The 12,649-nt window shown below is 43.7% G+C and carries 12 protein-coding genes; 1 reads left to right on the top strand and 11 read right to left on the bottom strand.

What is annotated here, in order from left to right:
• Window positions 1-80: 80 nt before the first annotated feature.
• The 8 genes from N8O43_RS07735 to N8O43_RS07700 all read right to left on the bottom strand — a co-directional run bounded on the left by N8O43_RS07735 (window position 81) and on the right by N8O43_RS07700 (window position 6,718).
• Complete coding sequence (locus N8O43_RS07735; protein WP_049492793.1) at window positions 81-1,022, bottom strand: 3'-5' exoribonuclease YhaM family protein; 942 nt, start codon at window positions 1,020-1,022, stop codon at window positions 81-83.
• Window positions 1,012-2,268 carry a DNA recombination protein RmuC gene (locus N8O43_RS07730; protein WP_261090014.1) on the bottom strand — a complete coding sequence of 419 codons (1,257 nt, stop codon included), beginning with the start codon at window positions 2,266-2,268 and terminating at the stop codon, window positions 1,012-1,014. The genes N8O43_RS07735 and N8O43_RS07730 overlap by 11 nt, the downstream gene beginning before the upstream one ends.
• Before the next feature lies 1 nt (window position 2,269).
• A complete protein-coding gene (locus N8O43_RS07725; protein ID WP_261090015.1) occupies window positions 2,270-2,932 on the bottom strand; it encodes a thiamine diphosphokinase in 663 nt (220 codons plus the stop codon).
• Entirely contained in the window at window positions 2,895-3,551 is a 657-nt protein-coding gene (gene rpe / locus N8O43_RS07720) for a ribulose-phosphate 3-epimerase (RefSeq protein WP_049516014.1), read from the bottom strand. The genes N8O43_RS07725 and rpe overlap by 38 nt, the downstream gene beginning before the upstream one ends.
• Window positions 3,552-3,561: 10 nt before the next feature.
• Window positions 3,562-4,440, bottom strand: a complete 879-nt coding sequence (gene rsgA, locus N8O43_RS07715) for a ribosome small subunit-dependent GTPase A (RefSeq protein WP_153210463.1) — start codon at window positions 4,438-4,440, stop codon at window positions 3,562-3,564.
• A gap of 1 nt (window position 4,441) precedes the next feature.
• Window positions 4,442-5,314: a 16S rRNA (adenine(1518)-N(6)/adenine(1519)-N(6))-dimethyltransferase RsmA gene (gene rsmA / locus N8O43_RS07710; RefSeq protein ID WP_153210443.1), complete on the bottom strand. Its 873-nt coding sequence runs from the start codon at window positions 5,312-5,314 to the stop codon at window positions 4,442-4,444.
• 64 nt (window positions 5,315-5,378) lie between these two features.
• Window positions 5,379-5,945 carry a ribonuclease M5 gene (rnmV, locus tag N8O43_RS07705; RefSeq protein ID WP_261090018.1) on the bottom strand — a complete coding sequence of 189 codons (567 nt, stop codon included), beginning with the start codon at window positions 5,943-5,945 and terminating at the stop codon, window positions 5,379-5,381.
• Window positions 5,945-6,718, bottom strand: coding sequence for a TatD family hydrolase (locus N8O43_RS07700; protein ID WP_261090019.1), 774 nt, complete (start codon window positions 6,716-6,718; stop codon window positions 5,945-5,947). Before N8O43_RS07700 ends, rnmV begins: the two co-directional genes overlap by 1 nt.
• 157 nt (window positions 6,719-6,875) lie before the next feature.
• Between N8O43_RS07700 and N8O43_RS07695 the strand changes: the two genes are divergently transcribed.
• Window positions 6,876-8,720, top strand: coding sequence for an APC family permease (locus N8O43_RS07695; RefSeq protein ID WP_261090020.1), 1,845 nt, complete (start codon window positions 6,876-6,878; stop codon window positions 8,718-8,720).
• Between the two features lie 205 nt (window positions 8,721-8,925).
• Here the strand turns inward: N8O43_RS07695 and N8O43_RS07690 are convergent, their stop codons facing one another.
• The 3 genes from N8O43_RS07690 to N8O43_RS07680 form a co-directional block, all read right to left on the bottom strand.
• Window positions 8,926-10,890 carry a peptide ABC transporter substrate-binding protein gene (locus N8O43_RS07690; protein WP_261090021.1) on the bottom strand — a complete coding sequence of 655 codons (1,965 nt, stop codon included), beginning with the start codon at window positions 10,888-10,890 and terminating at the stop codon, window positions 8,926-8,928.
• Window positions 10,891-11,026: 136 nt separating this feature from the next.
• Window positions 11,027-11,161 carry a 50S ribosomal protein L34 gene (rpmH, locus tag N8O43_RS07685; protein ID WP_000831905.1) on the bottom strand — a complete coding sequence of 45 codons (135 nt, stop codon included), beginning with the start codon at window positions 11,159-11,161 and terminating at the stop codon, window positions 11,027-11,029.
• A 154-nt stretch (window positions 11,162-11,315) separates the two neighbouring features.
• Window positions 11,316-12,530 (bottom strand): pyridoxal phosphate-dependent aminotransferase, encoded by a 1,215-nt coding sequence (locus N8O43_RS07680; protein ID WP_261090022.1) that lies wholly within the window; start codon window positions 12,528-12,530, stop codon window positions 11,316-11,318.
• Between the last annotated feature and the right edge of the window lie 119 nt (window positions 12,531-12,649).

The following is a 12,649-nucleotide window of genomic DNA, read 5'->3' as shown; positions in this document are numbered from 1 at the left end:
TGATATTTTATCTATTATACCATATTCACATAAAAAAACGAACATTCTTGCCCTAAAAAATGCTCGTTTTTCTTAAATTATTAATCTAAATCTGGTTTATAGAAGGAACGATTGTCCATAGCGAAGATTTTATTGGTCATCTCTCCCTTATCCACCAAAGCCAGAGCGGTTGACATCATCATCATGCTAGCATCCAGATTGTCAATCATATGGATAATCTCTGCCTCCATGATACGTGGGCGAACCGGACTTCCATACTCTAGTAAGCCGTGGTGGCTGAGGATGACGTGGCGAAGCAGAACGACTTCTTCCTTGGTATCATCGATACCGAGTTCCATAACTGTCTTGGTAATTTCACTATCAATCAGAGCAATATGTCCAAGGAGATTGCCTCGCACTGTATACTCAGTCTGGTCTGGTCCCGTCAACTCAATAACTTTGGCCAAGTCATGCAACATAATTCCTGCATAGAGCAGGCTCTTATTGAGCTGAGGATAGACCTCGCTAATGGCATCTGCCAAACGCACCATGGTCGCCGTATGATAGGCCAAACCCGTTTCAAAGGCATGGTGGTTGGTCTTGGCAGCTGGATAAGAGTAGAATTCTTTATCATACTTGGTGTAGAGATTTCGGACAATTCGTTGCCAAACAGGATTTTCAATCTTGAAAATCATTTGCGACATGTAGTCACGAATTTCCTTGACATCAACTGGCGACTTGACCTTGAAATCAGCTGGGTCATTTGGTTCACCAGGCTGAGGCAGGCGAAGGGTAATTTGATTGACCTGAGGGGTATTGTTATAAACTTCTCGGCGCCCTTTCATGTGAACAACCTTACCTGCGGTAAAGGCCTCAACGTTATGAGGTTGGGCATCCCAGAGTTTCCCTTCAATCTCGCCACTATCATCTTGGAAGGTAAAGGCTAGGTAGTTTTTCCCAGCGCGAGTTTGTCTCAGGTCAGCTGACTTGATTAGGTAAAAGCCTTCAAACAGCTCATCTTTTTTCATGTGACTAATCTTCATATTCTTCCTCATTTTCTTGGAAATGGAGTAGATCAAGCGCAGGCTCACCTTCTGATAACTCAATGTGACGGAGCGTCCGCTCAATAGCTGTGGTACGACGGTTTAATAATTCATCAATATTGCCAGAGGCATGTTGGAGATGTTTTTGTGCCTTGACCAGAATGCCACCAAACTTGGCAAACTCGGTCTTGACACTGGCAAGAGTCTTGCTGATATGGTCGGCACTCTTCTGGATATTGAGAGTCTTGAAGCCAACTGATAGAGAGTTAAGCAGAGCCGACAAGGTACTTGGCCCTGCGACAATAATCTGCTCTTCCCGTCTCAAATCATCAAAGAAGACCGGATTGCGTACGATTTCTGAGTAGAGACCTTCTGTTGGAACAAACAAGACTCCAAAATTAGTCGTCCGAGGTGGGGCTATATACTTGTTCCTGATATCCTTAGCAAAGCGCTTGACGCTGGCTAGGAGTGACTTACGACAGCGTTCAATTTCGTCCTTATCACCTGCTTCATATGCTTCTTCCAAGCGGTAATAATCTGCCAGTGGAAACTTGGAGTCAATCGGTAGGTAAACATATTCCTGGTCGCCTTGCCCAGGTAACTTGATAGCGTACTCCACTCGTTCACTGGAGTTTTCAACCGTTGCATATTCTCGTTCATACTGAGCAGGAGTCATGATGTCTTCGATGATTTGTCCCAGTTGCAATTCTCCCAGAATTCCTCGCGTTTTGGTTCCAGAGAGAACCTTGTTGAGGGCTCCGACATCGCGGGCAACTGTCTGCATTTCTCCAAGGCCGCGGTTAACAGACTCCAGTTGTTTGGAAACTGTCTCAAAGGAAGCCTGCAAGCGCGTCTGCAAGGTCTTTTCCAACTTTTCCTCGACCGTCTGGCGCATTTGTTCCAAACGTTGCTCATTTGATTCTTGCAAGGCTTGAAGACGTTGGTCGGTCTTATCTCTAGTTTGCAAGAGATTATCTGTCATTTCTTGACGGATCTGAGTCAGACCTTGGTGCAATTCAATTCGCACTTCTTGCAAACGGTCGCTGACAGCTACTTCCAAGTCTTTTTGATCTAACTGACTGGCTTGTCTTGCTTGTTCAAAACGGTAATCCAACTGGTCTGACAAGTGATCTGCCTGATCCTCCAAGCTCTTGGTCAGATATTTTTCCTGCTTATCCTGCCTTTGCCAAATCAGAAAGATACCAGCTAGGTTGGCAATCAATAATAGAACAAGTAAACTTTCCATCCTACCTCCTGTCCTTGCTATGCAGCACGACCACATAGCCATCTGGGCAAGTCACCGAAACTTCCCTATCTATATATTCGTTAGAAGCGTACACTTTTTTAAAGAAAAAATTTTCCTCAGTTAACTCATACTTGGCTCCAAGAATGGTCAGCTGGCTATCCCGAACCGGCATAAAGGCTAGATAGTCGTAGTCTGAACGAGGCTGTAGCTGACTGGTCCCTTCTGGACAATAGGCAATCAAATTTTGCCCATCCTCAATTTCTATTTGACGCATATATGGTGCCAACTTGGGATTGCTAGGCAGAAAGACATTGGCCAACATATGGTCAATACGACCACCCAAGGCACCGAAAATAGTGACCTGAGCCTGAGGATTGTTCTTAAAGATGGTCAAGAGAGCCAGTTCCAAATCGGTATCATCCTTTTCTGGTCGGGCTTGGACAAAATGTTGGGCACTTTTTTGAATCACCTGTCGCTCTTCTGCAGTGACAGAATCAAAATCTCCAACCGCTAGAGCAAGAGGAAGGTTTTCTTCCAAGACCCAGAGCGAGCCCCGATCCACACCAACAAAGCAATCAAAGTCCGTCCGATAATGACCACGGTCTCCGCCTGCAAAAACGGCAACCTTAGTCCAGTTGTTTTCTGAGAGTTTGTACTCGCTCATTGACATCTCCCTTAAAGACATAGGAACCTGCTACAAAAACGGTCGCACCAGCTTCTTTGGCTTGGGCAATAGTTTGATCATCAATCCCGCCATCCACTTCGATTTCAAAGTTCAAGCCTTTTTCATCACGAAAAGCAACCAACTCACGGACTTTATCCATGGTCTCTGGTAGAAAGGCTTGCCCACCAAAACCTGGATTAACCGTCATGACTAAAACTTGCTCAACTAGATGAAGGACGTGCTTGATGGCTTCAACTGGTGTGCCAGGATTGATAACGACTGAAGGCTTAACTCCGAGTGAACGAATTTTTTGAAGGGCGCCATGAATATGAGGCGTTGCTTCCGCATGGATGCTGATGATATCGGCACCTGCACGCGCAAAGTCTTCTAAATGATGCTCTGGATTAGCTACCATCAAGTGGCAGTCAAAGACCATCTTACTATGAGGACGAAGAGCTTCGACCACACCTGCACCAAAACTGATTTGTGGCACAAAGTGCCCATCCATGATATCGATATGGGCATATTCTGCACCAGTTGCTTCTAGACGTTTGATTTCACGTTCAAAGTTGGCATAATCTGCTGCCAGAATTGACGGAGCAATCTTGTATTGAGACATAGGTTTCTCCTTATTTTGGAATTTTTTTGCTGACTTTTTTATAGGTTTCTCTGCGATTTTCAATTTCACTGAGAAATTGTAGGTAGTTGTCAAAACGGAAAGACGCGATGGCTCCCTCGTCGACCGCTGGCTTCACTGCACAGGACGGCTCATGGGTATGGGTACAAGTGCGGAATTTACAGTCTCGGCTGACAGTGGCAATCTCTGGGAAGGCCTGATTGAGGTCTTCCGCCGTTGATACTTCATAATCCAATGATGAAAAACCTGGTGTATCTGCGATTTTACCCCCATTGAGGTTGTAAAAACTAACAGCTCGAGTAGTGTGGCGCCCGCGACCCAGACTGTCTGAAATTTCTCCTGTTTCAAGATTGAGGTCTGGTGCGATTTTATTGAGAAGAGTTGATTTCCCAACACCTGTCTGCCCCATAAAGACTGTAACCTTGCCTGTTAACAAGGGCAAAAATTCTTCTTTACTGGTCACAAAGTCGTAGCCGATATCACCATAAGTCTGTTCATAAAAATCCAGTTCTTCCCTATCTTCCAACAAATCCATTTTAGAAATATAAATGATGGGATGGATGTCCTTGTGCTCCAAAAGAACCAAGAAACGATCCAATAAATTGCTGTTAAAATCAGGTTCTTTGGCAGACATGATTACCACAGCTTGGTCAATATTGACAATAGGCGGACGGACCAGACTGTTTTTCCGTTCATGAATCTTGAGGATATAGCCTTCTGAATTTTCCTCCGCAGAAAAGTCGACCAAATCCCCAACGTAGGGAGTATGCCCTTTTTTACGGAAATTCCCACGCGCGCGTGTTTGATAGACTTGACCATCGCTCTCCACATAGTAGAAGCCAGCCAAGGCTTTAATGATTTGTCCCTGCATTTTAAAGTCCTTGTCCTTTAAGCGCATCTGCTAGGCTGGCAAATTCTTCCAAGCAGAGAGCTTCCCCACGCACACTTGGTGACAAACCTGCTTGGTCCAAAGCCTTGGTTAGCTTGTCCTTGACCTCTTCAGTCTTGCCAAAGTAACCTGTCAAGTTATTCCACAAGGTCTTGCGGCGATGGGTGAAACTAGCCTTGGAAACCTTAAAGAAGAAGTTCTCGTCTTCCACTGCTACAGCTGGTTCTGGACGACGCACCATTTTCAAAATAGCAGAGTCCACGTTTGGCGCTGGCACAAATACCGTACGAGGCACGATAAAGGCAACCTTAGCTGTCATATAGTATTGGACAGCGATTGACAAGCTGCCATATGCCTTAGTGTTAGGCTGGGCTGAAATTCGGTCAGCTACCTCTTTTTGCATCATGACCACAAACTCACTAAAAGGAATCCCACTTTCGGTCAAGTGCATGAGAATAGGTGTCGTGATGTAGTAAGGCAAATTAGCCACTACCTTGATTGGCAGGTCAGGATTTTTAAAATTCTGGATATGTTGCGCCAAATCAACTTTAAGAATGTCCTCGTTGACCACGGTCACATTATCAAAATCACGCAAGGTATCTGCCAAAATCGGCACCAAACGGTGGTCAATCTCAAAGGCCATGACCTCTGCTGCACGCTCAGCCAGAAACTCCGTCAAGGCACCAATCCCTGGCCCAATTTCGATAACATTAACCTGGTCATCAATTTCAGCCGTATCCACGATTTTTTGTAGGATATTGGTATCAGTCAAGAAATTTTGCCCAAAGGACTTTTTAAAGGTAAAACCGTGACGCTCCAGTACTGCCTTGGTCACGCTGTAATCTGCAATTCTCATTTATTCTCTTTTCTATTATCTGTTACTACTATTGTAACACATTCCCCTTGTATTTGGTGTCTGCTTAGCTATCCTCATAAGATTTCATAGCTTCTTCCACTTCTGCCAAGGTAACTCCAAACAACTCTAAGCGTTTGAGAAGTTGCTTGCCGTTGGAATAGCCAATTCGGAGAGCCTCTCCTAGATATTCTCGTCGCTTACGACTATCTACTCCTGCTAGAAAACCAAGGCGAATCAAGTCGCTACGACTGATGTCAAACTGACTCTCATGTTCAAATTGTTCTGTCACCTGAGCGAGAGCCGTTTTCAGGTCTTCATAGCTGGCATGCTCAATTCCCAGAGACCGTCCCTTGGTTTTGGACTTGGGAACAGCTTCATCTCGTTTGAGGAAGGCATGTTGAACTGTTGGAATAGCCGTCATGATCATGCGCCGAATCCTCTCCCCATTAAAATCCGGGTCTGTAAAGACAATGACTCCATGACGTTGGTGCAGGCGCTGAATCCGCTCTATATCCTTGTCATTGATGGCAGAACCTCGAGTCTCATAGGTCTCCACATCGAAATAACGCTTGAGATTGGCCGTATCATCGCGACCTTCAACCACGATGACTTGGGAAATTTTTTCTTTCATTACTTGTTGTCCAATCCAAAAATGCGCTCTGCATTTGCAGTCGTTGCTGCTGCTAACTCCTCTGTCGTCATGCCACGCAAATCCGCGATAAAATCTACTACATAGCGAGTATAGGCTGTTTTGTTTTCGCGACCCCGTTTAGGAACAGGAGCCAAATAAGGCGCATCCGTTTCCACCAAAATCTTGTCCAAAGGAAGTTCTCTTGCCACCTCTTGGATATCGGTTGCCTTCTTAAAAGTCACCACTCCTGAGAAGGAAATAGTCATGCCAAGCGCGACAAACTTCTCTGCCCATTCAAGTGTTCCTGAGAAAGAATGCATGATGCCACCACGAGGACCAACTCCCTCGCTCTTGATAATCTCATAGGTATCTTCCAGCGCATCACGGGTATGGACCACAAAAGGTAAATCCAAGTCCTTAGATAACTGAATCTGACGGCGAAAAACCTGCTCCTGCACTTCTTTGGGCGCTGTCATCCAATGGTAGTCCAAGCCAATCTCACCAAAGGCAACTACCTTGGGATGCTTGAGCTTGTCAAGCAAGTAGGCTTCAATCTCCTCTGTATAAGTACCAGCTTCTGTAGGATGCCAACCAATGGTTGCGTAGAGTTGGTCGTACCCATCCACCAACTCCAAAGCACGCTCAATCGTCGGTTCATCAAAACCAACAATATTCATCTGTGTCACACCCATCTCAGCAGCCAAGGCAATTTCTTCTGCCTCACGACCCGCAAATTCTTCTACATTCAAGTGTGTATGTGTATCAAAAATCATCTCTTCTAACCTCGTTTTCTATCTACTATTATAGCAAAAAAACTGACCTCTCTCCTCATCTGTAAAAAATATTCTAAAACCCACCATCGTCTCTTGACGCTCTTTGTCCAAAGCAGTATAATAACACTTATTGAATTTTTCAACAAAGGGAACAACTATGTTTACAAAATTAAAACAGACCTTTATCGGTCGTCCTCTTAAGTCCTTAACAGAAGGCGAGGGAGGGTTGCTGGGAAAAATGCAGGCACTGGCCATGTTGTCAAGCGACGCTCTGTCCTCCATTGCCTATGGACCTGAGCAAGTAGTCCTCGTCTTGGTTAGTCTCTCTCCTCTTGCTATATGGTGGAGCCTTCCCATCGGCCTCTTTGTCCTCCTGCTCCTAGCTAGCCTGACCGTTTCCTACCGTCAAATCATCCATGCCTACCCTCAAGGTGGAGGGGCCTATATGGTTACTCGAGAAAATCTATCTCCCCAACTTGGCTTGATCGCTGGAGGTAGTCTGCTGGTTGACTACATGCTGACCGTAGCAGTATCTGTTGCTTCTGGAGCTGATGCTATCACAGCAGCTCTCCCTGCTCTCCACCCTTACAATCTCCACATTTCCATTTTTCTAGTTTGCTTGCTCATGCTCTTGAACTTACGAGGGTTGAAAGAATCTGCCAGCTCACTGATGATTCCTGTCTATCTCTTTATCATTAGTACTGTCTTTCTCTTGCTCTATGGAATCTTTCAACTAGTAACTGGTTCTCTCAGCTATCAGGCAACTTCTCCTATCGGGCATGCTGTACCGAGTCTGTCTATCGTTCTCATTCTAAGAGCCTTTACCAGTGGCTCTGCCTCTCTGACAGGAGTTGAAGCTATTTCAAATGCCGTTCCCTTTTTCAAGGCTCCGAAAGAAAAGAATGCTGCTCAGACCTTGACTATCATGTCACTGATTCTAGGATTTCTTTTTGCTGGTATTACCTTCCTAAACTACTGGATGGGGATTATGCCTCAACACGGAGAAACTATTCTTTCACAGATGGCTCAAGGCATCCTTGGTAATTCCTTCTTAGGCCACCTTGGCTATTATATCTTCCAATTCTCCACAGCCTTGATTTTGGCCGTAGCTGCAAACACTGGCTTTTCAGCCTTCCCTATGCTAGCTTACAATATGGCTAAAAACAAATACATGCCCCACCTCTTTATGGAAAAAGGAGACCGCCTAGGCTACTCTAATGGAATTTTAACTCTGGCATTTGGAGCTATGATTCTTCTTCTCATTTTTAATGGTAATACCGAACGTTTGATTCCTCTTTATACTATCGGGGTCTTCGTTCCCTTTGCCCTTTCTCAGACTGGGATGATTCGCCATTGGAAAAAAGAAAAAGGAGCAAATTTCTTAAAACCTGCTCTTGCTAATATCCTTGGGGCAATCATTTGCTACGCTATCGTGCTGATTCTGCTCTTTTTCCGTCTCAGCGATATCTGGCCTTTCTTCCCGATTATTCTCGTACTCACCCTACTCTTCTTAGCCATTCACAGTCATTACCAAAAAGTAGCTCAACAACTGCGTCTCTATGAAGGAATCGAAAAACGTACCTACGATGGCAATCTTGTCCTCGTTCTAGTAGGGAATGTCACACGCGTCAGCGTTGGAGCCATTAACTACGCTCAAAGTATCGGAGATGAAGTCCTAGCTATGCACATTTCTACTAAGGAAACAGCAGAAAAAGACCAAGAAATTCTCCAAGAATTTGCCGATTACTTTCCAACCATTACTCTGAAAAATATCAAGACCAGCTACCGTGACATCATTACGCCTACTGTCAAGTATGTCAAACGAATCTCTGAGGATGCCCAGAAAAAGAACTATACAGTCACTGTCCTTGTACCCCAGTTTATCCCGAATAAACCTTGGCAAAATATCCTACACAATCAGATGAGCCTCAAACTCAAATATGCTCTCCGTTGGCACCAAGACGTCGTTGTCGCTAGCTACTCCTATCACTTAAAAGAATAAAGAAAAGGCCCTACCAGAACCAAGAAGTATCTGGTAAGGCCTTTTTATGAATCCAGTCACTATGCTTATACTCTTCGAAAATCTCTTCAAATCACGTCAGTTTCATCTACAACCTCAAAGCAGTGCTTTGAGCAACCTGCGGCTAGCTTTCTAGTTTGCTCTTTGATTTTCATTGAGTATTAACTGAAAAGCATGACTAGGAATACTATTGAATGTGGTTAGCTAAATCTTCCTGAGCTTTTTTATTTGACTCAGCTTTTTCTTTTAGCCATTTTTCATAAAGTTCTTGGTACTGTTTAGCAGTTACTGGCTCTTTTTGCAATTCAACATATTTATAGTTGTCTGCATCTCCTTTGTGTCCAACGAATGAGAATGGACCTGTAAACGGTACAGTCTTACGGAAGATTGGGTTGGCTCCACCACTTTGAACTGGTAGGAAGAGGGCACTATCTGTCAACCAAGCTTGGGCTTCAGCGTATTTTTCATAACGAGCCTGAGTATCTGTGATTTCAGCGTCGGCCTGATCCAAGAGTTTCTTGTAGTCAGAAAGACCAATCTTGTCCTTCACTTCTTTATCTTTTCCTTCAGTCAAGCCCATGTTTTTCAACTGAGAACCTGTTTCTGGATCAAGGATGGCTAGGTAAGTCTTAGGATCTGAGTAGTCTCCACCCCATCCTGAGATGTCGATGTCGTAGTCTTTTTGTTCTGCTGTATCTGCAAAGTAGGTTGCCTGGTCTTTTTCATCCGGAGATAGTTGGATAACATCGATAACCACATTATCCTTACCAAGGGTTTCTTCCACTGTTTGTTTGAAAGATCCAGCCTGTTGCACATCCAACTTAGCAGTCTGGTCAACTGGCATATCCAAATGAATTGGGAAGGTTACTCCTTGAGCTTGCAGGCTTTCTTTGGCCTTAGCAAATTTCTCTTTGGCCTTGTCAGGGTTCAAGAAGGCTTGCTTACCATCGTTTAGATTGATATTTGCCCAATCTTTACCGTAGTTGACAATTTTTTCATTGACAATATCACCAAAGTTCTTATCGCCAACTTGGACAAAGTTACTTGGTGTAACTGTGTTACGCAAGATACGGTCTGCTCCATCTTCACCATTTGTCTGTGCTGCATAAGCATGACGATCAAAGGCAAAGTTGATAGCCTGACGGAAATCTTTATTTTGCATGGCTGCGCGTGAATCTGTCTTTTCCTTATCAGACTTTTTCATAGTCTGCTTGTAGCTTTGACGATTGACGTTGAAAAGATAGTAGAAAGTAACTGAGTTTTGTGGTGTATAGGTAATCTTGTCCTCATTTCCCTTCTTAAGCTCAGCAAAGACTGAACTTGTTGGGAAGATACGACCATCTGTATAGTTACCATCCAAGAAACCTCTAGCAATGCTATCTTGGTCAGATCCGTCAAAGAAAGAGAGTTTCACTTTCTCGATTTTAACATTGTCCTTATCCCAGTAATTAGGGTTTTTATCAAATTCAATCAAAGATTTTGATGTGAAAGATTTAAACAAGTAAGGACCATTTGACAAGATACTTGATGGTGTCACACTTCCAAAGTCATCTCCCTTAGACTTCAAGAAGGCTTCATTTACAGGACTAAGAATACTTGCTGTTGTTTTAGAGTTCCAATAAGTTTCAGGTTGGATGAGGGTGTATTGTAGTGTGTAATCATCCACTGCCTTCACACCAACAGTTCCAAAATCGGATGTTTTCCCTTCAACATAGTCTGCTAGCCCCTTGATAGAGTCTTGTACCAAGTACAAGTTTTCAGCTTTTTTATCAGCCGCATACTTGAGACCTGTCACAAAGTCATGAGCCGTTACATCCGCATACTCTTCTCCTTCCGAAGTGTACCATTTAGCTCCCTGACGAATTTTATAAGTGTAAGTCAAGCCATCTTTTGACACAGTCCATGACTCAGCCATAGATGGAATGAGATTGCCATACTGGTCATTTTCCAACAAGCCATCAATCAAGTTTGCTGTGATACTAGATGTAGAGTCTCGAGTAGAGGTAATGTAATCCAAGGTATCTGGGTTATTGACAAAGATATAAGAGTAAGTCTTATCTGCATTACTTGATTGGGAAGACCCACATGCCGCTAGAGCTAGACCTGCTGTCAAAGCCATAGCTCCAAAAAGCATAACTTTTGATTTCTTCATGATTATTCTCCATTTTTACAGTATGCGAAATATTATACACTATTTGAACAAAAATATAAAGTATTTTGAAATTTTTTACAAAAATAAAAATCAGTAGACTCGAGTTCCTACTGATTTTTGATATAATTCGTTTGGATTATGCAGCCAAAACTTTGCGTCCTTTACGACGACGAGCTGCCAATACGCGACGACCGTTTTTAGTTGACATACGGTTACGGAATCCGTGTTTGCGCGCACGACGAAGTTTACTTGGTTGATAAGTACGTTTCACGATGAATACCTCCTCATAGATTTTGTATTCGTTTAGCCGGCTATAAAGTGATCAGTTACTAAACATACTTTACTATTCTATCTGATTCTTTCACTTTTGTCAATAGCTCTAGGCAAATGTTTCCAGCTTTTTGGCGCTTTTTCGAATGTAAGCCCTATCTACGATACTGTTTTAAGAATCGAGTCATCTTTTCTTGGATTTGGGCCAGTTCATCGACACGCGGAAGATAAACGATACGGAAGTGATCTGGTTCCTGCCAGTTAAAGCCTCGCCCATGAACCAAGAGAACCTTTTCCTGCTTCAAGAAATCAAGGACAAACTGCTCATCATCATCGATACGGTACATAGTGCGGTCGATTTTAGGGAAGATATAGAGTCCAGCCTTGGGTTTAACAGCAGATAAACCTGGAATATCTTGAATAGCATTGTAGATGAAATTTCTTTGCTCGTAAATTCGTCCACCAGGAAGGAGCAATTCATCGACCGACTGGTGACCACCCAAGGAAGTTTGTACGACTTGTTGGGCCAAAACGTTAGAGCAAAGGCGCATGTTGGATAGCATATTGAGTCCTTCGATATAACCCTTGACATGAGTCTTAGGTCCAGACAAGACCATCCAACCCACACGGAAACCAGCGATACGATGCGATTTTGACAGACCATTCATGCTGACACAGAAAACATCTGGTGCCAAGCTCGCCACAGGCGTATGCACATGTCCATCCATTACCATGCGGTCATAGATTTCATCCGCAAAGATAATCAAATCGTTTTGACGGGCAATCTCAATAATTTCCAGCAAGAGTTCCTTAGGATAAAGGGCTCCAGTTGGGTTGTTTGGATTGATAAGGACGATCGCCTTGGTATTGGAAGTGATTTTTGACTTGATATCGTCAATATCTGGATACCATTCTGCAGCCTCATCACAGATATAGTGAACGGCATTTCCTCCAGCTAGGCTGACAGCAGCTGTCCAGAGAGGATAGTCTGGCATAGGTACCAAGACCTCGTCTCCATTGTCCAAAAGCCCCTGCATGGACATAACAATCAGCTCGCTGACACCATTTCCAAGGTAAATATCATCAATATCCACATTGGGGAATTTCTTCAACTGGCAATACTGCATGATGGCCTTACGGGCTGAGAAAATTCCTTTGGAGTCAGAATACCCTTCACTATCACGCGCATTCATAATCAAGTCATGAATGACCTCATCTGGCGCTGTAAAGCCAAATTCTGCTGGATTTCCTGTATTCAGACGTAAAATCTTTTCTCCATTTGCTCGCATCCGCATGGCTTCTTCCAAAACAGGACCACGGATATCATAAGCAACATGCTCTAACTTACTAGATTTGTTATATTCTTTCATCTTGTTTCCTCAATTCATCGAGATAGTAACATTATACCACTAGAAAGAGAATGCGACAAGTTTGCTGAAATGTGTTACTAGATTCGGATAGAAGAAAAGCCTCGCTAAAAGCGAGGTCG

It is taken from the genome of Streptococcus mitis, assembly GCF_946190335.1.
Taxonomy (GTDB): Bacteria; Bacillota; Bacilli; order Lactobacillales; family Streptococcaceae; genus Streptococcus; species Streptococcus mitis_CH.
Note: the sequence above shows the minus strand (reverse complement) of the source record. Positions and strands in the feature narration are given on the sequence as shown.